This is a genomic window from Mucilaginibacter ginsenosidivorax (assembly GCF_007971525.1).
Lineage (GTDB): Bacteria > Bacteroidota > Bacteroidia > Sphingobacteriales > Sphingobacteriaceae > Mucilaginibacter > Mucilaginibacter ginsenosidivorax.
Genome location: NZ_CP042437.1, coordinates 5,466,440 through 5,487,591, shown reverse-complemented (window position 1 = coordinate 5,487,591; position 21,152 = coordinate 5,466,440). Strand labels below are relative to the sequence as shown.

At 44.4% G+C, this 21,152-nt stretch carries 17 protein-coding genes; 7 read left to right on the top strand and 10 right to left on the bottom strand.

Going from position 1 to position 21,152, the window contains the following annotated elements; genetic code table 11:
* Positions 1-133 precede the first annotated feature (133 nt).
* Complete coding sequence (locus FSB76_RS22865; protein ID WP_147057489.1) at positions 134-1,480, top strand: DEAD/DEAH box helicase; 1,347 nt, start codon at positions 134-136, stop codon at positions 1,478-1,480.
* A 140-nt stretch (positions 1,481-1,620) separates the two neighbouring features.
* Entirely contained in the window at positions 1,621-1,944 is a 324-nt protein-coding gene (locus FSB76_RS22860) for an FtsB family cell division protein (RefSeq protein ID WP_317131354.1), read from the top strand.
* A gap of 207 nt (positions 1,945-2,151) precedes the next feature.
* On the opposite strand, the gene FSB76_RS22855 is transcribed toward FSB76_RS22860, so the two are convergent.
* The gene (locus tag FSB76_RS22855; RefSeq protein ID WP_147057487.1) at positions 2,152-3,792 is read right to left on the bottom strand and encodes an FMN-binding glutamate synthase family protein; all 1,641 of its coding nucleotides are present in this window, start codon (positions 3,790-3,792) and stop codon (positions 2,152-2,154) included.
* A 286-nt stretch (positions 3,793-4,078) separates the two neighbouring features.
* Here FSB76_RS22855 and FSB76_RS22850 point away from each other — a divergent pair, with 286 nt between their 5' ends.
* Positions 4,079-4,621, top strand: coding sequence for a YceI family protein (locus tag FSB76_RS22850; RefSeq protein WP_147057485.1), 543 nt, complete (start codon positions 4,079-4,081; stop codon positions 4,619-4,621).
* Positions 4,622-5,011: 390 nt separating this feature from the next.
* Here FSB76_RS22850 and FSB76_RS22845 read toward each other — a convergent pair whose 3' ends face one another.
* The 5 genes from FSB76_RS22845 to FSB76_RS22825 all read right to left on the bottom strand — a co-directional run bounded on the left by FSB76_RS22845 (position 5,012) and on the right by FSB76_RS22825 (position 10,519).
* A complete protein-coding gene (locus FSB76_RS22845) occupies positions 5,012-5,218 on the bottom strand; it encodes a heavy metal-binding domain-containing protein (RefSeq protein WP_147057483.1) in 207 nt (68 codons plus the stop codon).
* 2 nt (positions 5,219-5,220) lie between these two features.
* Positions 5,221-6,663, bottom strand: a complete 1,443-nt coding sequence (locus tag FSB76_RS22840; protein ID WP_147057481.1) for a PepSY domain-containing protein — start codon at positions 6,661-6,663, stop codon at positions 5,221-5,223.
* A gap of 3 nt (positions 6,664-6,666) precedes the next feature.
* Positions 6,667-9,006 carry a TonB-dependent receptor gene (locus tag FSB76_RS22835; protein WP_147057479.1) on the bottom strand — a complete coding sequence of 780 codons (2,340 nt, stop codon included), beginning with the start codon at positions 9,004-9,006 and terminating at the stop codon, positions 6,667-6,669.
* A 424-nt stretch (positions 9,007-9,430) separates the two neighbouring features.
* A complete protein-coding gene (locus FSB76_RS22830; protein ID WP_147057477.1) occupies positions 9,431-9,802 on the bottom strand; it encodes a hypothetical protein in 372 nt (123 codons plus the stop codon).
* A gap of 150 nt (positions 9,803-9,952) precedes the next feature.
* Complete coding sequence (locus FSB76_RS22825; RefSeq protein WP_394349439.1) at positions 9,953-10,519, bottom strand: plasmid pRiA4b ORF-3 family protein; 567 nt, start codon at positions 10,517-10,519, stop codon at positions 9,953-9,955.
* A gap of 452 nt (positions 10,520-10,971) precedes the next feature.
* Here FSB76_RS22825 and FSB76_RS22820 point away from each other — a divergent pair, with 452 nt between their 5' ends.
* From FSB76_RS22820 to FSB76_RS32240, 3 genes are all read left to right on the top strand, one after another.
* The gene (locus FSB76_RS22820; protein WP_147057473.1) at positions 10,972-13,332 is read left to right on the top strand and encodes an ABC transporter permease; all 2,361 of its coding nucleotides are present in this window, start codon (positions 10,972-10,974) and stop codon (positions 13,330-13,332) included.
* A 202-nt stretch (positions 13,333-13,534) separates the two neighbouring features.
* Positions 13,535-15,475: a glycoside hydrolase family 30 protein gene (locus tag FSB76_RS22815; protein WP_147057472.1), complete on the top strand. Its 1,941-nt coding sequence runs from the start codon at positions 13,535-13,537 to the stop codon at positions 15,473-15,475.
* A gap of 536 nt (positions 15,476-16,011) precedes the next feature.
* Entirely contained in the window at positions 16,012-16,164 is a 153-nt protein-coding gene (locus tag FSB76_RS32240) for a hypothetical protein (protein ID WP_158642962.1), read from the top strand.
* A 451-nt stretch (positions 16,165-16,615) separates the two neighbouring features.
* Here the strand turns inward: FSB76_RS32240 and FSB76_RS22810 are convergent, their stop codons facing one another.
* Together FSB76_RS22810 and FSB76_RS22805 are read right to left on the bottom strand one after the other, a co-directional pair.
* Entirely contained in the window at positions 16,616-17,206 is a 591-nt protein-coding gene (locus FSB76_RS22810) for a cysteine hydrolase family protein (RefSeq protein ID WP_147057470.1), read from the bottom strand.
* A gap of 388 nt (positions 17,207-17,594) precedes the next feature.
* The gene (locus FSB76_RS22805) at positions 17,595-18,446 is read right to left on the bottom strand and encodes a helix-turn-helix domain-containing protein (protein WP_147057468.1); all 852 of its coding nucleotides are present in this window, start codon (positions 18,444-18,446) and stop codon (positions 17,595-17,597) included.
* Positions 18,447-18,652: 206 nt separating this feature from the next.
* Between FSB76_RS22805 and FSB76_RS22800 the strand changes: the two genes are divergently transcribed.
* Positions 18,653-19,465, top strand: a complete 813-nt coding sequence (locus tag FSB76_RS22800; protein WP_147057466.1) for a 3-keto-disaccharide hydrolase — start codon at positions 18,653-18,655, stop codon at positions 19,463-19,465.
* 76 nt (positions 19,466-19,541) lie between these two features.
* On the opposite strand, the gene FSB76_RS22795 is transcribed toward FSB76_RS22800, so the two are convergent.
* Both FSB76_RS22795 and FSB76_RS22790 read right to left on the bottom strand, forming a co-directional pair.
* The gene (locus tag FSB76_RS22795) at positions 19,542-20,189 is read right to left on the bottom strand and encodes a class I SAM-dependent methyltransferase (RefSeq protein WP_147057463.1); all 648 of its coding nucleotides are present in this window, start codon (positions 20,187-20,189) and stop codon (positions 19,542-19,544) included.
* 97 nt (positions 20,190-20,286) lie between these two features.
* On the bottom strand, positions 20,287-21,144 hold the full coding sequence (locus FSB76_RS22790) for a helix-turn-helix domain-containing protein (RefSeq protein WP_147057461.1): 858 nt from the start codon (positions 21,142-21,144) through the stop codon (positions 20,287-20,289).
* Between the last annotated feature and the right edge of the window lie 8 nt (positions 21,145-21,152).

The following is a 21,152-nucleotide window of genomic DNA, read 5'->3' as shown; positions in this document are numbered from 1 at the left end:
ATTAATCTTACCAATAAAAACCGTATCTTTGCAGAAATAATAATGCCTCGCTAAAAACATAGGCATATCAGTCTATAATATTACAAGCACATCTGCACATCTGAAATCTGCACATCTGCACATTCAAAAAAAAATGTCATTCGAAAATTTAAAATTAATTGAGCCTATCCTCAAGGCCTTAAAAACCGAGGGATATACAACACCTACTCCTATCCAGGCGCAAGCCATTCCTATTGTATTAAATCACCGCGACTTATTGGGTTGCGCACAAACAGGTACGGGCAAAACAGCGGCCTTTGCGCTGCCTACTTTGCAGTTACTGTTCCAGGACAGGATGGCCCACAAAGAGCAAAAAGCTATAAAAGCCCTGGTGCTTACCCCAACCCGCGAACTGGCTATCCAGATTGCCGAAAGCTTTACAGCATATGGTAAACATACCGGCTTAAAAAACCTGGTTATATTTGGTGGTGTATCACAAAACCCGCAGGTTGATGCCTTACGCCGTGGCGTTGATATTTTGATAGCAACCCCGGGCCGTTTACTGGATTTAATGAACCAGCGCTTTGTACACCTTGACCAGGTTAGGATGCTGATACTGGACGAAGCCGACCGCATGCTGGATATGGGCTTTGTAAATGATGTTAAAAAGATCATCGCCAAAGTACCATCAAAAAGGCAAACGCTGTTTTTCTCGGCTACCATGCCTGCCGAAATAACATCATTAGCCAATACCATCTTAACCAATCCTGAACGGATTGAAGTAACCCCGGTATCGTCTACAGCCGACACTATACAACAGGCCTTATATTATGTAGAAAAGAATGATAAAAAATCATTGCTGATCCACATCCTGAAAGATAAAGGAATTAAAACCGCCCTGGTATTTACACGTACCAAGCACGGCGCCGATAAGGTTGTAAAAGATTTGAATAAAGTAGGCATCACTGCCGAGGCCATTCACGGCAATAAATCGCAAAACGCGCGTCAGCGGGCTTTAACCAACTTTAAAAACCGTACTACCCGCGTGCTTATAGCTACTGATATTGCTGCCCGTGGTATTGATATTGACGAGCTTACCCACGTTGTAAACTACGAGTTGCCTAACATACCCGAAACTTATGTACACCGTATAGGTCGTACAGGCCGGGCCGGCGCCGACGGCATAGCCATGTCGTTCTGCGATTCGGAAGAGATCCTGTTTTTACGCGACATCCATAAACTGATAGGAAAAGAAATCCCTGTTGAGGAAGGTCACCCTTACCCTATGAGCCCCGTGGCTATGGCTGCAAACTTAGTGGCAGGCCAATCAAAAAAAGGCTCAGGCAGCTTTAAACGCGAAGGCGGCCGTGGCGGTAGTGGCCGCAAACCTTCGGGTGGCGGCGGCAGACCAGCCGGAGGAGGCGGCAGTCGTTCCGGCGGCGGCAAATCAGGTGGCGGCAGCGGCATGAGTGGGGCAAGCAGATCGTCGGGTAGAAGATAGTTGATTAGGTGTGTAGTTGATTAAGTGATTAGTTTAAAACTAACTATTAACCTAATCAACTCAATAAACCATTCACCAATTTCCATGTTAATAAGTTAATAAGCATATTTGCTACGAAATAAAAAATCAAATAACTTTAAATGAAATTCAAAGAACCCATATCGATGAAACGCCTCATTAACCTTTTTAAGAATAAATTCTTTTTGGTTACGCTGGCATTTTTAATATGGATGATTTTTTTCGATAAAAACGACCTGTTTTCGCAATATGAATACCGCACCCAGGTAAACAAGCTGAAAAAAGAACGCGATTTTTATAAAGCCCAAACAGACCAGGTTACCAAAGAGCTTAACGAGCTTACATCTAACCCGCAGCAGTTAGAAAAATTTGCCCGCGAAAAATATCTCATGAAAAAAGATAACGAGGATGTTTATCTGATCGTTCCGGAAAAAACGGAGAAATAGTTAAAATCAAGATTTTTAATAGCGATGTATTTTCATCGCTATTTTTTTTGCTGTTTTTATTTTATTCTTTTTGCAATTAAAACACAGGAACATTATGCGTTACCCTCCACGCCGATAATATTAAAAAAATTCATTAACTACAGCACTCGCTGGTTAGAAACAAATAAAAAGCCCTGATAATTAATACTCCCTCCCTATCCGGCTATTTCATATTGTATAAGAACTTACATTACTGTAATCAATATTAGTTACCACGCTGTAATCGGGCAAAAAAGTATTTTCACTGCTTAGTGCCATGTCCAGTTCAAAACTGGCAGGGTATGGGGTATTCAGCAGGCTGCCTTTGGGGATATAGGGAAACAGTTCGGCATAAGTTTGGATTTGGCTGTGGTTAATGCGCCGGTAAATGAACATGCGGTGCAAATCGCAGGGTTTGGTGAGGCCGGCGGCGCCTATCATCTGGATAGCGCTGCCTACTGTGGCCTTGTGAAAATTGGCCACACGTACCTTTTTATCGTCGACTACCAATCCGCGCATCAGGCTTTTATCCTGCGTAGCAACGCCCGTTGGGCAAGTATTCATATTACATTCCAGCGCCTGGATGCATCCCAGGGCGAACATCATGCCGCGGGCACTGTTGCACATATCGGCACCGATAGCAAAATTTTTCACCAAATCGAAACCGGTAGCTACCTTTCCCGATGCGATGAGCTTGATGTGTTTTTTAATATCAAACCCAGTGAGGGCATCGTAAACAAAGGCCAAAGCTTCGCGCAGGGGCATGCCAACTGAATTCGAAAATTCAAGCGGGGCTGCGCCGGTGCCTCCCTCTCCTCCATCTACCGTAATAAAATCAGGGTATATGCCAGTTTTAACCATGGCTTTACAAATAGCCAAAAATTCGCTTTTATGGCCTACACACAGTTTAAAGCCGATGGGTTTGCCACCGGATAATTCGCGCAGTTTTTTGATAAAGGTAGTTAAGCCGATAGGATCGCTAAAAGCGGTATGGTATGGCGGCGATACCACATCCTGCCCCATCTCAACCAGTCGGATACGGGCAATTTCGGGCGTTACCTTGGCCGCCGGCAAAATGCCACCATGCCCCGGTTTGGCACCTTGCGACAGCTTAATCTCGATCATTTTTACCTGCGGAAGCACGGCCCGCTGGGCAAAGGCGTCATAATCAATAGTACCATCCTTGTGGCGGCAGCTGAAATAGCCGGTGCCTATCTGCCAGATGATATCGCCGCCCGGCTGTAGGTGGTGGTCGCTCAAGCCGCCTTCGCCGGTATTATGAGCAAAATTATCCAGTTTTGCGCCGCCGTTAAGGGCCAGTATAGCGTTCTCGCTCAGCGAGCCAAAACTCATGGCCGAGATATTGAATACGCTGGCCATGTAGGGTTGCGTACAATCGGGGCCGCCAACTTTTACGCGGGGGGCCATATTTAGCTTATGGTGATCAATAGCGGCAATACTGTGGTTAAGCCACTCGTAGCCGTTTTCGTAAACATCAAGCTCGGTACCAAAAGGACGGGTATCGTCAACCATTTTGGCGCGCTGGTACACTACACTACGGTTTTGGCGGTTGAAGGGTGTACCGTTGGTATCACTTTCTACAAAGTACTGGTATATTTTGGGGCGCAAATCCTCCATTAAAAACCGAAGGTGACCAAACACGGGGAAGTTACGTACGATGCTGTGCTTCTTTTGCACCAGGTCATAAAAACCCACGGCATAAATAGGCACCATAATAATGAACGACCATGCAGCGGGTTTCCAGATGATGGTCCACCCCGCCAGGGCCGCAAATATGACAAAGAATGAAATTATAAAAAGCTTTCTCATTTTTTTAGGTTATGAGTTGTGAGTATTGCGTTTTGAGTTGAAAAGTAGCCTTTTACTTACAACAACATATTATTTACTTAATATTGATATGGTATGTTTGACTTTAGTGGTTTGGTCAAATCTAAAAAAACTCTTGGCTCAAAACTAAAAACTTAAATATTTAAACTTTTACGCAAGTGTATGGTTAAACTTGTATCTCAATGTCTGCGAATTGTAAATTAGTAAAAATAGATGTTTAAACATCTATTTTTGTATTATCTTTGTACCAACAAAAAAAACAAATATCATGTCAACACAAACAGCAACAAAATGGGTTATCGACCCAATGCATTCCGAAGTACAATTTAAAGTAAAACACTTAGTTATATCAACTGTAAGCGGCTTTTTCAAAAGCTTTGCAGGTGAGTTAATCACAGATAATGATGATTTTGAAAATGCGGAGATAGACTTCACATTGGATATCGACAGCATCGACACCAACCAAAGTCAACGCGACGAGCACCTGAAATCGGCTGAGTTTTTTGATGCAGCAACCTATCCAAAAATCAGCTTCAAATCAACCTCATTCACCAAAACCGGCGATGATGAATATGCTTTAAAAGGCGATTTAACCATCAAAGACGTAACCAAACCGGTGTCGTTAGATGTAGAATTTGGCGGCTCGGCTGCCGATTTTTATGGCAACACCAAAGCAGGTTTCGAAATCAGCGGTAAAATTAACCGTAAAGAATTTGGCCTTACCTGGGATGGCGTTACCGAAGCCGGCTCAATTGTGGTAGGCGAAGACATCAAACTGTTAATTAACGTTCAGTTTGCCAAACAAGCTTAATTGTTTGAATGCTGTTGCTGTGTTTTAATAATTAAAATGCCGCTGTTGTTAAGTATACGTAACAGCACGGCATTATTGAAACCGGCAAAGCAATACAAACTTTAAATAAAAAGCCATCCCGAAAAAGGATGGCTTTTTTGCGTTGACGGAGGATCATTATTCGATTCAACAAAGAGCGCTGTCATGCTGAGGTACGAAGCATCTATTCGCTAACTTTCTATCGGTCATGCACCGCTGATAGATCCTTCGTACCTCAGGATGACAGGGAAATTGGATATGTCATGGGTAGGTACGAAGCATCTATTCGCGAACATTTCTGGTGTTACGCATGGCGTAGATTAGATGCTTCGTTCCTCAGCATGACAGTATTTTATCATATAAAATGCAAACTTACTTCCCCGCTGTGGTATCCCGCTCCACCAATTCCATACCACATTTGGTGCAGGTGCCGGGTTTATCAAAAGCTAAATCGGGGTGCATGGTGCACATATACTTGCTTTTCTTTCTTACTACCGTCTTTTCGGCCGGGCTGCTGCATGAGGTAATGCTGCCCAAACCAAATGTGGCTACAGCCAATATGATAATGATTTTTTTCATGATTACTTGTTATTTATAAATGAGGCAAAGCCAAACAAAGATACTACCAGCACACCCACAGCAGCAAGCATACTTACGATATCCCTGATATTTTTCCCGGCCCAGGTCATCCCGAAATATTTATGCAGGAAGATAAATGATAAGCCTTCGGCCCTATCAATACCGGTTACTTTAGTGGCCAGTTTAGCCGTGGTGGTTTCGATATACCAGTTTTCTCCGTTAGGATAGCTAACACGCTCAACCGGCAGGCGCTTGTTGATAAAGCCGTATTCGTTGTCAAATTGCTTCACCTGGTGTACCGTAACCCGGCCGCTAAAGGTTTTGAACTCATCGGTATGATAATAAGTACTCAGGAACCTGGCATAGTCTTCATCGGCATTAAGCTGTTCCTTACCGTTGCCTGCATTGAAATAGCTTAGCTGCTTTTGCTTGTCTGTCACCTGGTAAAATACATTGCCGCTAAAGCTGGTGAGGCCAATTTTATTGATGAGACTATCTGCAACCGGCAGTGCCAGATTGGATACCAGCAGCTGGCCTCGTTTAATTACCTGCCCGTAATCTGCCTTAACCAGCCCACTGTTGTGCAGCTTCACGGCCAGGTGAAACGCACCACTGATGACGAAGGTGAACATTACAAACGACACGATCAGCCCTATTTGTCTATGAAAACGGTGCAGGAAACGCTTATCCTCCATGCCTTTAGTTTTCCGGCTTTGGGCCATGGTTTTAAACTTTTTCCACATTAAGCCATAAACCGTTAACCCGCTGATAAGTGCAAACAGCATAATAGCCATGATAATGAGCAATACCACGTTACGGAAAGTATCACCACCCCAACGGGCCAAAAACTGCCAGGTATGAAACTCCTCAAACAACGACAAAAAAGCCTTGCGGGTATTGTTATTGAAAGTCCCCATACGGCTTTGGCCGGTCTCGACATAAACATCCATACCATCGGGCCGGTCGAAAGATACTTTCCACACAGGCAGCAAATGGTTAATGGTCTGGTACTCGCTATCAAAACTATGCTGAAGGCTAATTTGTATGGCCGATGTGCTGTCCTGAACAAAATAGCGGGCCAGGTGTTCGGCATAGTCGGTATCACCATGGGGTAATAATACACCGTCGGTTGCTGAATAGTAATTGTAAACACTATCTACCCCGAGTACCTGGTAAAAGGTACCTTTTTTAAAGCTGATGAGGTTAAAATTTCGCAAAGCAATAATATGGTTGCGGTCCATCACCTGCTGAATGGTAAGCACAGGTTTCATTTTACTTTGCGGCAAAGGTTTAAATACTTCCTTTGCGATAGACGGCCTGAACCAATTTGACATAAAGGGGTGCGATAACCCGCTCAACGTCCAGAAGATGACCGGGATAAGGGCCGCTAAACCCAGCACCCGGTGCCATTTATAAAAGTTGCTTTTTACTGCTGATGATGCCATTAATCAATATTTTGAAAATGAATAACTGATGCCCAGGGTATAAGTACGCGGTGCCGCTGCGTTGTAGGTATCGCCGTACTGGTTGCTGGTTACCGTAGTTGCATACAGTTTATTGGTTAAATTTAGCACATTAAACCAGATGCCCGCCCCTTTTAGCACATTGCCTTTAACATCATAACCTAAACGCAAATTGTAAATGTTATAGCCACTATAAGTTTTGGTATTTGCAGGGTTGGTATAATATTGGTTAATATGTTGCCACTCGCCTGCTATCCTGAATCCTTGCAGATAGGCCGGTTTGTAGGTAAGTTCAGAATTGGCAATCCAGGCCGGGGCGTTGTTCATGCGATTACCATCGTATTTAATAACGGTAGAGGTGCCCATACTGTAGTTTGTAACTACCTCGCTATAATGCACATAGGTATGCGTAGCATTAGTACCGCTAAACCTGAAAGTTAGTTCGTTAACAGGTGCCAGTGTTAATGAGTACTCTACCCCGCGATGGCGGGTGGCACCTGCATTTTGGTTCTGTGTTGTATTATCGGGCGAAAGCTGACTGATGATTTCGTTACGGCCTTCCAAATCAAATAAACTCATTTCAAAATACAGCATTTTGTTAAAGGCCGAGAACCAGCCGCCTACTTCGTAGTTATCAAACGTGGCCTGCTTTAGTGGCGTTAACTGTCTTGAGCTGTAAAGATCGCCGGTTTCTGGCGGCTGGAAACCAACACTGTAATTGGCATAAAAACCTTTGTTGCTGCCTAAATCATATGTCAGGCCCAGTTTAGGCGCCACAATGTTAAAGTTATTGGTTTCCTGCTGTTTGTATTTGGTGCTACCGGCAGGCAGGCCATTGGTAAAATCGTAATGTACCCTATCGTACCGCAAACCCGCCACTATGTGCAAGGCCTCAATGGGTTTAATTTCATATTGCATATAAGCGGCCGTGTTGAACAGTTTGATACGGTAATCATCAATATACTTGCCGGTATTGGTGAAGCCGGTGTAGTAGTTATTCAGTACATCTTTATCGATATCAAGGTATTGCGCATAGTACGAACTTGGGCTATCATCCACATAAATTCCTCCTATTAGCCTGGAATGCAGAAAATTAAAATTAACCCTATGCTGTGCCAGCAATCCGTAACTCTGAAAACGCTGATCATTCACCTGCCCGTTACTGCTCAGGTAGTTGCCGGCGTTATCCCTAACGTCGGATATGAAATAGCTTGGCAGCTGAGCGGTTGAGTTATGGCGGAAGAACAACGTAACAAATGTTGCGTTCTTTTCATTCCATTGGTGGTCCAGCCTGGTGCTTGCCCTGAACGACTCGACCTTACGATAGGTAAAACGTTGATTAGCACCGTAGCTCCTGTTATAAAAATGGGCGCTATCCAGGCTGCCGGGCGTTTGGGTATTCAGGTAATTGTAAGCAGCAGAAGTGGTTAGCCGTGTACCCGCATTAAAATCATACGTAGTTTTAAAGTTGGCCGAATACTTATCAAAATCAGAATAGTCCTGCCAACTATCTTTTTGATGACCGATGTAACCACCTATATATAAGCCGAATTTGCCTTGCGTAAAACCACCATCCGCATCAACCCTGCGGTAGTGATAGTTATCGCCGCGGATAGAAACATTGCCTGCATAGCCCGAGGGCGGTCCCTGGGTGATGAAGTTTACTGCACCACCAATGGAGTTGCTTCCATACAATGAGGAGGCCGGTCCCTTGATCACTTCGATATCTTTAACGCCCGACATGTTGATCTCGTACAGCGAGTTATGGTTAAAAATCCCGGTTGGGCGTATGGGCAGGCCATCTTCCATATACAGGTAAAGGGCGTTGTAAGTAATGGGCTGGCGGATAGCCATAGTATGCTGCTCGTTTCCCAGATCAACCATGTAAACGCCGGCTACTTTGTTGAGTAGCTGGTACAGGGCTGTTGCTTTGGTATCTTTAATCTGAGTAGAGTTTATTTTGCTGATGGCGATAGGCGCATCCTGCCTGGCCTGGCCTTCCCGGCTGGCTGTTACAACTACAGGCTGAAGATCTAAAGTGGAAGGTACCAATGCGACATCTGCCTTACCACCGGTAACGCTAACTACGAGTGTACTATAGCCAACCATTGTTACCTTAATTTGACTGATGCCAGAGCTTGCAATAACATACCTGCCTTTGGCATCGGTTAAACCCAGCTTTTCGCCACCGGTGCCGGCAATTATAGCGCCAGGAATGGCCTCGTGGGTATTGGCATCGGTTACAACAACCTGTATATTGGCCTGGCTGTAAGCCAGGGTGTTGAGTATTAAAAATAGTATAGGTAGAATGAAAAATCTCTTCATGTATTAATTATGGGGAGTTACCTCCGGTGGATAAATAAATTGTATCCGGATGAGTGATTTTAATTATGTCATTGCGAGCGGAGCGCGGCAACCTATTGTGAACCATGCAAGATGGCGAATAGATCTTTCGTTCCTACCTTTGCTATGTTTCCTTTTCTGTCATCCTGAGTAACCTTTATTTGCGCACAAATGATCGCATTGCAAATGACACTTTTTTCAATTGATAATCAAATAGTTAAAAATGTGTCAATGGCAGCGATAGCGAAGGATCTATTGCACGCCTGGCATGACCGCCAAAACAGCTTGCGAATAGATCCGTCGTGCCTCAGGATGACAGCAGTTAGATAAAATGACACATACGGCTATCACATGCTCACAGCAAAGCCATATCAATCAAAAAACATCCGGGAAAAAAGAGTAGAATTTATCCTAACTGCGGGGGCTGGAAGATCACTGCGGCCGGGGTTGGTGGCAGGCAGTCATCATACGGGGTGTCAATTACTTGCAACAGGCTGGAGTGGAATTTCATATCAGTACTACTGATCATAAACACTTCCTGGAAGAGGCTTTTTTGCGACTGCCTTTCGTCGCTGGCCTGCTTCTCATCAGCCTGTTTGATCTTTTTGGCAAAGTAACATTTGCCATCGCAATGCACTGCGGGTTTGTCCCGGTTTTCGCAAAGGGTGGTGGCAATGTAGTTCCTGTTCAGTTCAAATCCCGCGTATACAAAAAAACGTGAGAAATTGACCGCTGCCAGCGAAAAGATCAATAAATAGGCTGTTACACGTTGCAGCATAATGCCGCAAAGGTAGCCTCTGCATGGTTAAGAAGCAAACAAGGTGTTCGGTTTTTTGCGGGAATACGGGGGTGTTCGGGTGCGAACACTATTAACTATTTAAATAACAGGGCATTAAGTGTTCGGATGAATATCATCTCAATAACAAAATTATTCTTCGTCATCATCATCGCCTACCAGGCGGGCGCATCGCTTATTGGCTTCTTCAAGGTCGAAGGCGTTTACATCCCATTTACCGCCTTCGGGGATGCCCATCCATTCGCTCATTTCTTCATGTTCTTCATGGTCGGGGTCGTTCACAATATCTACCATGCGGTAGTAACCGTGCACCCCGCCGCAGTCTTCGGGCGGGCAGGCGCCCTCGCCACCAAGGCAATGCGGGGCAAACACCGGCTCTCCGGTAGTTTTTTCCAGCAAAATCTCATGCTTCCAATCATCGCCGAAATCGTAAATGTAGGTATACTTTTGCCCGGCCCTTTTAAACACCTCGCTAATCAGGTATTCTTCACTGTCGCGCTCATCGTCGCCAACGCTGTAATGGTCAGGCAGCTGGTAGGATGGCTTCGATCCCCATCCCTTTGCCGAAAACCGGTACAAATGGCTGCCGTCCCAGCCAAATACAGCCTGTATTGCCATGTGAAATTCATCAAAACTAATATCTTCGGGCACCAGCAGCCGTCGCCAAACCATCGGATCATCCGTATAAGTAAGCGTTATTTAAAATTGGAAAGCTTTCATTGTTTATGATATGGAAGATATTAAAAGCTAACAAAAATCAACAAAAATAATTCAACTGCTGCACAATAATTGAGTAATATCCTGACGACTTTCGCAAAAAAAACAATAAAAATATACTCCGGGAATATTTACCCTCCAGATTTTACGCCAAATCTTATATTTCAATTGCCAAAGTCATTTTTGTGCTACCTTGATTGTTATCTCATCCTACAACAGGGACAGTTTTAAACTGAAAGCACAGTTATTTAAATCGACCAGCGGAATACTACAAACAGCAAAGGCACTTAAAATTCCCCTTTGTTGCATAAGCGAACGCAACTGTACGCTTATGGACGTTCAAGGTCGCAATTAAACTTTCAAGCATCTACCTTTCAATTAGTTACAAAACTGGCATGATTTTGTTATCCAACAGGTTCAATTACATTGTGACTATGCTGAAAAATTATTTTAAAACCGCCTGGCGAAACCTGTTTCGCAACAAGTTCTATTCGTTAATCAATATAACCGGGCTTACTGCCGGGCTGGCCATTGGCATTTTGATATTGCTTTGGGTGCAGGACGAACTAAGTTTTGATAGCTTTCATAAAAACGCCGATAACATTTACCGCGTAGAGCTTTTTGGCGGCACGGGTGCCAGTAAACAAATCTGGCAAACTACGGTAGCCCCCATTGGGCCACTGGCTAAACAGGAACTCACCGATGTGCAGGAGCAGGTACGCACCACCCCCAACTGGTTTTTCTCGCTGTATAAATACAAGGAAAAAGTTTTTGGCGAACAAAACATAGGCTTTGCCGATCCTTCGCTATTCAGCGTCTTTGATTTTCCGCTTATTGAAGGCAATACCGCCCGACCATTCCTTAACGACAACTCGGTTGTCATCACCAAAAACACCGCTCAAAAATATTTTGGCTCCGAAGATCCAATTGGCAAAGTGATTGTGGCAGAAGGTAAAGAAAACTTTACCGTGAGCGGGGTTATCAACGATTTTCCGCTTAACTCCAGCATCAACTTTGATATGATTATGCCCATGAGTTACCACGTTAAATATATACTGGAACATGGCAAGGTAGATGCTAATACCGATTTCAATAGCTATTCTTATCAAACCTATTTTAAATTGAAGCCCGGCGCATCGTTAAAAAAACTGTCGGCCGATTTGTTTAAGATCCACGTTAAGCACCGCGCCGAAGATACTGATGCCGATTACTTGTTGCTACCCATCAATAAAATGCACCTGTACAATGCTGATGGTACCGATCACGGCATCCAAACGGTACGCATTTTTGTTATCATAGCTTTAGTGATACTGCTTATAGCCTGCATCAATTATGTCAACCTTTCTACCGCCCGCTCGCTATTGCGCGCCAAAGAGATCAGCATGCGCAAAATTATAGGGGCAGGCAAAATACAGCTATTTATACAGTTCCTGGCCGAGACCGCCCTGCTGTTCTTCATCGCCACGCTGTTTGCCTTGTTTACAATATACCTGCTGATGCCGGTATTTAACCAACTGGCTGGCAAACAGTTGGTATTTAACCTACTCGATCCGCATATCTGGCTTATTATTAGCGTAACGGTAGTTGCAACTCTGGCCTTATCCAGTATTTACCCGGCCATGCTGTTATCCTCGTTTGAACCTTTAAAAGCGCTTAAGGGCAAAATAAATGGCAGCATTGGCGATGCCATGTTCCGCAAAATACTGGTAGTGGTACAGTTTACCTTTTCGGTAGTGCTTATTGTGAGCACTTTGGTTATCACCCAGCAATTAAAATACATCCAGTCAAAAAATCTGGGTTACGATAAAAGCCATGTTTTTGGAGTTTGGATGCGCGATGCATCAAAACATTACGATGCCGTGCGGGCCGAGCTTTTGAAGCAGCCCGGTGTAGAAGGTGTAACCCGTGCTACCGGCAACATCATCAATAGCGGCGGCATCTCGGGCGACAACTCCTGGGATGGCAAAGCACCGGGCCAAACCTTTATCCTGCACCCTATGGGGATAGATAAGGATTTCATCTCGTTTTTTAAGTTAAAAATGCAGCTGGGCAACACTTTCAGCGGCGCGGTGGCCGACTCCACCCATTTTATCCTCAACGAAGCAGCCGTAAAAGAGATTGGTCTTAAAGACCCCATCGGCAAGCGCTTCCGTTTTCAAAAAACCAACGGCACCATCATTGGCGTAGTAAAAGACTTCCATTTTGCCAGCATGCGCGAAAAAATTGCACCGGCCATCTTTTTTTACAGGCCCGCCGTTTATCAAACCTTATATATAAAAACCAACACCAAAAACGCGGCTACAGCTATAGCAGCGGCCGGCGACCAGTTTAAACAATACAACGGCGAGTTCCCTTTTAGCTATAACTTCCTCGACGAGATTTTTAACGACCTTTACCAGGGCGAGCAACGCGAAGGCACCCTGTTTAACTACTTTGCAGGTATGGCCATATTAATATCGTGCCTGGGCCTGCTGGGCCTTGCTGCCTACACCGCGCAGGTACGTACCCGCGAAATTGGTGTGCGCAAAGTATTGGGGGCATCCGTCGCCGGCGTAATAGGCCTGCTGGCTAAAGATTTCATCAAACTGGTGCTCATAGCTATAGTAGTAGCCTTCCCGCTGGCCTGGTATGCCATGAACAACTGGCTACAGGCTTTTGCCTACCGCATCCCCATCCACTGGACCGTTTTTGTACTTGCCGCTTTTATAGCCATCGTTATCGCTTTTGTTACCATCAGCTTTCAATCTGTCAAAGCAGCGCTGGCCAACCCGGTGAAAAGTTTAAGGAGCGAGTAAAGGCGTTATTTTATTATAAATAGCTTATATAATCCCGGATGTTTAATTACTTCCGGGATTTTGTATTTTAGGCGGGACAAGGCCATCTGGCATAAACGTGGCTTATGGAATTACTGCTTGCATTGTGTAAACGCGTGGCCCTCTATGAGAGCCCCTGCCGAGTCAGAAGTTCCGTTAAACCCATTTATAACCCTTTATTACCATGAAAAAACTTATCATCTGTTTTACAACCATGTTTCTTGTTGTTGTGCTGGATAGTAAAGCGCAAACAATAATCTCATTAGCAGCAAATGATGCGGGACGGGTGTTTGAAGGGATTGGGGCTGTAAGTGCCGGCGCGTCCACTCGTAACTTGGTCGATTACCCTGAAAAGCAACGTTCTGAAGTACTTGATTTTTTATTTAAACCGAAATTTGGCGCGGGTTTTCAGCATCTGAAAGTTGAGATAGGCAGCGGCGAGAATTCCACATGCGGCAGCGAACCCTCGCATGCTGTCACACGCGCGGAATTGTTAAATCCCAAACCCCGGGGCTATGAGTTTTGGTTAATGGCCGAATCGCGCAAACGTAACCCCCAAATTATTCTTGACTGTTTGCCCTGGGCTTATCCCAATTGGGTCGACAATCGTTTTTCGCAGGCATCTGCCGACTGGATTGTTTCCTTTTTAGACGTTGCCCGCAAAAACTATCATTTAGATATAAACTGGATATCGGCCGGTCAAAACGAGATGGGAACTGATTTAAATTGGATAGCCAAAAATTTACGCCCAACGCTAAATGCCCACGGTTTTGCCAAAGTTAAGCTGCAGGCCCCGGATGATGATAGTGAGTTTTGGCAGGTATTTGATAAACTTGAAAAAAATGCGGTGTATAACAACCTGGTTAACGCAGTGGGTTATCACTATGTGGATGGTCGTGAGCCCTGGGATATTGATCAGAAAGGGGGCCGCGATGCTACTGAAAAAGCCAAACGATCGGGCAAGCCTTTATGGGCGAGCGAGGAATGGAGCCAATCGGGACAAGAATGGGGAGGCAAAGGCACAATTTACCTGGCCCGGTTAATGAACAAATTATATAGCCGCGACCGTATTACTAAATTTGAGATATGGTGCCCGGTTGATGGCATTTATGACCAAATTATTTGGGCCAATACCGGCGCATTACAAGCCGACGAGCCCTGGAGTGGCCATTACACCATTTGGCCTTCGGTATGGGCAGTGGCCCACACCACCCAATTTGCCGAACCCGGCTGGGTGTATATGGATAAAGCCTGCGGGCAATTTGATGCAGCTACCTGGCGCGGCAGCCATGTGGCTTTGCGGAATCCGAAAACCGGCGATTGGTCGGTTATCATAGTTACCGGCCAAAAACAACAGGTAAAGCTGGATATTGGTGATGGGCTTAAAAAAGGCCCTGTTTATTTATGGAAATCGACCGCGAAAGAGCAGTTCATACAGCAAAAACCACTGCAATTAAATAATAATTCGGTACAAGTTGAATTGGAAGGCGATGCAATTTATACCTTAACCAGTACCACCGGGCAAACAAAAGGTTCCTATGGTGCGCCGCCCGAAAGTAAGCCGTTCCCGTTTCCCTATATCGAAAATTTTGAATCATATGCTGCCGGAAAAACACCACGCTACTTTTCTGATCAGAAAGGCACCTTCGAAACTTGCAAATCGCCCAAGGGCGGGATCTGCCTGGCACAAATAGTACCGAAACAGGGGATTTTATGGTATGATAACTGGCTGTTGAAGCCCCACTCGCTGTTTGGCGACCTCAACTGGAAAGATTATGCCATAGAAGGCGATGTATTAATTGATGGCGGCGATGTTGAGTTAGGCGGCAGGTATGCCGATCGCGATAAGTTGGGCATCCGCTGGATACTTACCGGGGATGGGCGGTGGCAGCTCAATTGGGCGTATATTACGCTTGCTTCGGGCCAGATTGAGAGATTTGAACCTGCAGCCTGGCACCACCTGCGGCTGGAAATGAAAGGCACACAAATAACCGGCTTTATAGACGGTAAAAAATTGACAACCATTGCAGATGAGTCGCACTTAAAGGGTGGAGCATTTATAGCGAGTACATACAACCGAAATTTGTTCGACAATATTCGCGTAGAGCCAATTTCCGGGGAATAGTTGTGCGGAGCGTGGTTAGGTATGGAACAAGTTTTGATTTATGCTGATGGCAAAAGGCTGATTGATATTGATCTTTTGCAAGCGAAAATGTTACGGGAAACAACAGGGACACACGCGGCACGCAAGCAAGGGATAATACCTGATCAAAACATATTTAAGAAACTATGAGGAATTACAAAAAGGTTTTGTGTGTAGGCGTAGTATTATTGGTTTCGGCTTGTACTCGGATAAATACGGAAAGAACTGATAACAGTCTTATAAGCAAATATTTGATCTCAGATAAAAACGTTAATTCAACGCTGAACGCTAAACTTAATATTAATCAAAAATCAAGCAAGTGTTTAAGGGTTATTATATCACGACGAAATAGTTTCCTGAGAGTAACTGTTTTTCAAATAACTAACAAAGAAGAATTAAGTGAAGTGCCATCTTCGTATTTTAAATTTTATAATAACACTTTCTTGTGTTACGATGGCTCTGAAATCTTGAGAAATAAACATGTTGGAGACGGCATAATAGATTCATTAAAATCGCAAATGAAAACGGACTATATTAATGACAGCCAGGTATTTCAACTGGATATAGCGAATAATGGAACTAAAATAAAGATCAACGACCCTGCGGTCAATCCGTATGATTTTAAAGAGAAGACTATTTCCGACACGGTTAACTTTAGCAAAAGAAAATAATATTTGAAACTTCCGTTACTGCAAGAACTTTTCAAACGTTACCGCAGGCCCCAGTTGCCCGCAGTCAACCGTCGTTCGAATGTCTCTTCGAACGGCAATGCTTGTCGCTTGTAACCGCAGCATTTTCGCAGAATAAATATGCAACCCTGGATGATTAAATTTCATGCGGGAGTTTTTTGTATCCCCGCAGTTCACGTTAAGGATTGCAGTGAAAAGCCCACAGCGCGTGCAGGCCGGGGCGGCAAAGGCAAAGCGAGGACTTGTAACGGAAAGCCTGACCGCCGCTTCTACCGGCGGGGGGAAACGCCAGGGCGGAGAGTCAAGAGATTAGAGTCAAGAATCAAGACAAAAACAGCGCTGCCCCTATTATTGCTATACCAACAATCACTTCATCACCGACAGTACCTGCGAAAATGGCAAGTACGGCGCCGATAGTTTACTGATTAAATTGCTAAAGAAAATCATCGTTTTTTTTTAAAGCCTGGAGTACCTCATCGGTATTTAAAACGGTGGCAAATTCGTTGTTAATTTGTGCCAGTGCGGTTAAATGGATGGTTTCGGCATCGTAGTGCTCGCCTTTGATGCCGGTTTTGGCAAAGGCGGCGGTAGCATCGGCTACTACAATGGTGTGGTAGCCAAAGTTACCGGCCATGCGGGCCGTGGTAGATACACAATGTTCGGTAGTAAGGCCAACTATAACTACAGTATCGATGCCCGCAGCATCTAACTGTTGTTGCAGATTGGTGCCGATAAAGGAGCTGTTTACCGATTTTTTGATCACCGCTTCGCCCGGCAAAGGTTTCACAATCTCTTTGTGCGCATTGCCGGAGTTACCTTCGGCCAGCATCGATTTGGGGTTAACCGAGCAATGTTGGATGTGGAACAGCGGCAGGTTATTTGCCCGCCAGTAATCAAGCAATTTGCGGGCATTAACTTCGGCATCGGGGTTATTGCGCTGGCCGCCCCAGTAAGAGATATTATCAAAACCCTGCTGTATATCAACAAGTATTAATGCAGGGTTGGTGTTGCTAAGTGTTTTCATACCTCAAAATTGCAGCTTTGCAAGGGCCGCAATTTTGTTGTGAGGCTTTATTTGTTTGTTTTTATAACGCCCGGTTAAGTCTAAAGTACTAAGTAGTAAGTCTAACGTTAAATTTTTTCTTTTTGACTTAGAACTTAAGACTTTGGGCTAAAAACTATCCATCAATTTATGGAGGCCACTACATAGGTGTTCGGAAGACTTTTTAGTTCCCTCCCCACGGGAGGGGTGCGGTCGTAAATGAGCGCAAAGGCAGGGAGGGGTTTATACGAGCGGCGAGTTGTAAAGCGGCTTGAACGCCTGATTTAACCCCTACCTCCTTCTTCCCCAAGGAAAGAATCGCACACCCCCCTTCGCTTTTTTTATTTCTTCCGAACACCTATGAATCACGCTACACCAGTTCGTTACGCGCACTTTTGGGCGAAGCGCCAAATTTTTGCTTGTAAACTTTAGAAAAATGCGAAATATTTTCGAACCCACTGCTATAAGCCACCAGCGATACCGGATCGTTCGAGTGTTTTAACTGGTACTCGGCATACTCCAGCCTGCGGTTGAACTGCCATTTTACGGGGGTTGTATTAAAACGGTCTGTAAACTCTTTTTTAAACGCGCTTACACTCCTGCCGGTGAGTTTGGCCATATCGGCTATGGAGAGCTGCCGGTTGAAGTTAGTTTCCATAAAGTAAGCCAGGTCAACCTTTTTATTACTTACCAGGTCCTTCAAAAACGAGGCGAAGGTTTTTGATTGATCGCCCGATAATATCTGCAACAGCACCTGGTGGGCAGCAAACTTAACAATACACCTGGAGTAGTTTTGCGGCTGTAAAATATGTTGCATAACCTGTGCAACGTTGGCTTTTATAAATTCGGAGCTTTTAAAGGTAAACGGCGGCAAATCGGGACACAGTTTTTCCTGTTTGAACTCGGGCACATGGCTTTCCAGGAAATAATCAACAAACTCATTTTCCATAAAAATGAGCAGGCTGGTATAATCATCAGACGGGAACAGCTGGTAATTGCCCCGCCGCCTAAACTGGATATCGCCGGCCGCCAGGTGCTGTACGTAACTGCCATACCTAACATCAATGGAACCAGTTAAAATTACCTCCAGGCAATGTGCGGTTTGCAGGGTATCATCGCACCTGAAAGGGCGCTTTTTATCAATGATGATTCCGTACATATCAGACAATCGCAACCTGATATGCGAATGATGATCAAGCAGGTCTTTAGGGATTTGTATCATCGCTACACATTATTTTCACTAAGCTACATGTTGATATTTATGTTTTTTACTTTTTTGATTAATTGTAACAAAGGGATGATAAAACCGATGGTAGATGTCATTGTAAGTTGTGTTATTTGTGCTGTGATTTTGCTTATACTAATGAATTTAATGCTATTTTGGTACCATTAAACAACCTGTTCATAAACCGTAACACCTACCCTGCCATGAAAAACACACGCTATTTTTTTATATTTTCCTGTTTGCTATTACTTGGCTGTACCGGGGCTAAAAAGCTGGCCGATGCCGGTAACGATGGCAAAGGCTGGAACAAGCTTTTTAATGGAACCGATATAAAGGATTGGTTTGTAAAGATTAACCATCACCTGGTTGGCGAAAACTATGGCAATACATTTAGGGTAGAAGATGGTATCATTAAGATAAGGTATGATCAGTATGGCGAGTTTGACAATCAATTTGGCCACCTGTATTACAAAACGCCATTTTCGCACTTTAAACTGCGGTTTGAGTATCGTTTTGTTGGCAAACAGCAAAAAGGCGCACCCGACTACACCCTGCTTAACAGCGGTGTTATGTTTCATTCACAAGACCCCAGGACCATGCTTAAAGACCAGGATTGGCCGATATCAATAGAAATGCAGTTATTGGGCGGCCTTGGCGACGGAAAACCGAGGCCAACCGGCAATATGTGCTCGCCTGGTACCGATGTGGTTTATAAAGGGAGGATTTGGCCCGACCATTGCATCAGTTCGACATCGAAAACCTATGATGGCGATCAATGGGTAAAAGGCGAACTGATTGTTCTGGGCAACAAATTAGTTACGCATATTATCAATGGCGATACCGTGCTGCAATACTCCAAACCCTCTATTGGAGGCGGCGTGGCCAATGGTTACGACCCTAAATATAAACAGGACGGAAAGTTATTAAGCAGCGGCTTTGTTGCCTTACAAAGTGAGGGTCAACCGGTTGATTTCAGGAATATCGAGATTAAACAGCTGCCGGATACAGACGATTAAAACACGCCTTACCTAATTCCGGCAGGACTGTTAGCCTCTAAACAGGTAAATATGTTGTTTTGATAACTTTGTACTGCTATTTTGAGGTTAAAGGCTTCCGGCCAACAAACCTTATCACCAATCCTTTACCGTTGTGGTAACTGCTTTCGTTTAAAATATATTCTTCTTCTTCCAGCAACAATATCTCGTAATCTTTAAAATCGGCTACAAGGTTTTCCTTTGAAAACAACATGTCGATGTCCTTTGGACCGCCAATATGAGGATTATTTAAACTAAGTTGCAGGTTGTTTTTGCTAAATGCCTCAAATATCACTATCCCACCGGGCTTCAGGCATCTATCCAATTTTTGGTGAAACTGCGATTTTTTTTCGGCCGCAAAGTGCGCAAATATAAGTCCTATTACATCAAAAGATTCCTCATTAAAGGTTAATTGCTGCAAATCGCCCACAAGGTAGGCCAGGCTTACACCACGTTGCAGCGCCAATTGCAGGGCCTTGGCTTTGCCTTCGGCGCTCAGGTCAAATGCCGTTACCTGCCAGCCCAGGGTAGCAGCAAAAACCCCGTTACGGCCTTCACCATCGGCAGGCATGAGTATTAGGCCAGGTTCAAATTTTTTAAGCCATTGTTCAAAAAAAGCATCGGGAGCTTTTCCGTAAGCATACTCTTCTTTTTTATAGCGGTCGTCCCACAGTTGTTTGTATTGTTCGTCCCAGGTTTGTTCCATCGTTTTTTATTTTGTTGACTAATTATATTATTGTACGGTACAAAGATAATTTGTGCGATAACGGCAGAGATAGGACAAAAATTCAGTTGTATGGTACTTAACTAAAATTATGCCTGAAAGCTTCGGGCGAATGCCCGGTGTGTTTTTTAAAAAACCTGATAAAATACGATGCATCCTGATAGCCCAACAGGCCGGCAATTTGATTTACCTGGTTGGCTGTGGCCAAAAGGTATCGCTTAGCCTCGAGCACGATATGTTCATTAATTACTTGCGAACAGGTTTTACCCAAAGTGGTAGTGGTAATGATGTTAAGCTGATAGGCGGATAAGTTGAGCATATCGGCATAATAGGCTACCTGTTTGTGTGTGAAAACATGGGTATCTAAAAGGGTCAATAATTTTTCGAGCTGTGCCTGCGTGTGCATGCTGGCGCTGCTGACGGCATTGGCGGGCTGCAACCTTATCAAGCCGATAAAAAAGATATCCATGTTGGCCCTAATTGTTTCCTGGTAGTACAAGTGCCTATCGGTATACTCCTGTAAAATATAAGCCAGGCTATTGAATAGTTTTTGAAAACCTTTGTCGCCGGGTCGATAATGATTGATGCTGCCAGCTTTTCGTAACACATGATCAGCTGCCTTATCGTTCAAAAAATAAAACCCGGCGCTAAATTGCATCAGGTATCCCGTGCTGCCGGCCTTTAATACCAATTGATGTACCTGGCCCGGCCGCATAAAAAAAATGGTATTGTCGCAAATTTGATAATGCGTAAAATCAATATCATGATGGCCGCTTCCGTTTTTTAGGGCAAGGATGTAAAAAAAATCGTGCCGGTGAAGTTCCTGAACCATATCTGTACCGGCAAGCAATTCATCAAGCGCCCAGATATTGAATAAAGCGGTAGTATCGGGTTCTTTTTGTGTGGCACTGATGTGTCTTACCGGGATTCTGTCCATTTTTTGCT

What these genes read in the sequence shown, in the direction of transcription:
- FSB76_RS22865 (WP_147057489.1), top strand. Translation starts at nt 134, where the DNA reads ATGTCATTCGAAAATTTAAAATTAATTGAGCCTATCCTCAAGGCCTTA.
- FSB76_RS22860 (WP_317131354.1), top strand. Translation starts at nt 1,621, where the DNA reads ATGAAATTCAAAGAACCCATATCGATGAAACGCCTCATTAACCTTTTT.
- FSB76_RS22855 (WP_147057487.1), bottom strand. Translation starts at nt 3,792, where the DNA reads ATGAGAAAGCTTTTTATAATTTCATTCTTTGTCATATTTGCGGCCCTG.
- FSB76_RS22850 (WP_147057485.1), top strand. Translation starts at nt 4,079, where the DNA reads ATGTCAACACAAACAGCAACAAAATGGGTTATCGACCCAATGCATTCC.
- FSB76_RS22845 (WP_147057483.1), bottom strand. Translation starts at nt 5,218, where the DNA reads ATGAAAAAAATCATTATCATATTGGCTGTAGCCACATTTGGTTTGGGC.
- FSB76_RS22840 (WP_147057481.1), bottom strand. Translation starts at nt 6,663, where the DNA reads ATGGCATCATCAGCAGTAAAAAGCAACTTTTATAAATGGCACCGGGTG.
- FSB76_RS22835 (WP_147057479.1), bottom strand. Translation starts at nt 9,006, where the DNA reads ATGAAGAGATTTTTCATTCTACCTATACTATTTTTAATACTCAACACC.
- FSB76_RS22830 (WP_147057477.1), bottom strand. Translation starts at nt 9,802, where the DNA reads ATGCTGCAACGTGTAACAGCCTATTTATTGATCTTTTCGCTGGCAGCG.
- FSB76_RS22820 (WP_147057473.1), top strand. Translation starts at nt 10,972, where the DNA reads ATGCTGAAAAATTATTTTAAAACCGCCTGGCGAAACCTGTTTCGCAAC.
- FSB76_RS22815 (WP_147057472.1), top strand. Translation starts at nt 13,535, where the DNA reads ATGAAAAAACTTATCATCTGTTTTACAACCATGTTTCTTGTTGTTGTG.
- FSB76_RS32240 (WP_158642962.1), top strand. Translation starts at nt 16,012, where the DNA reads ATGAAAACGGACTATATTAATGACAGCCAGGTATTTCAACTGGATATA.
- FSB76_RS22810 (WP_147057470.1), bottom strand. Translation starts at nt 17,206, where the DNA reads ATGAAAACACTTAGCAACACCAACCCTGCATTAATACTTGTTGATATA.
- FSB76_RS22805 (WP_147057468.1), bottom strand. Translation starts at nt 18,446, where the DNA reads ATGATACAAATCCCTAAAGACCTGCTTGATCATCATTCGCATATCAGG.
- FSB76_RS22800 (WP_147057466.1), top strand. Translation starts at nt 18,653, where the DNA reads ATGAAAAACACACGCTATTTTTTTATATTTTCCTGTTTGCTATTACTT.
- FSB76_RS22795 (WP_147057463.1), bottom strand. Translation starts at nt 20,189, where the DNA reads ATGGAACAAACCTGGGACGAACAATACAAACAACTGTGGGACGACCGC.
- FSB76_RS22790 (WP_147057461.1), bottom strand. Translation starts at nt 21,144, where the DNA reads ATGGACAGAATCCCGGTAAGACACATCAGTGCCACACAAAAAGAACCC.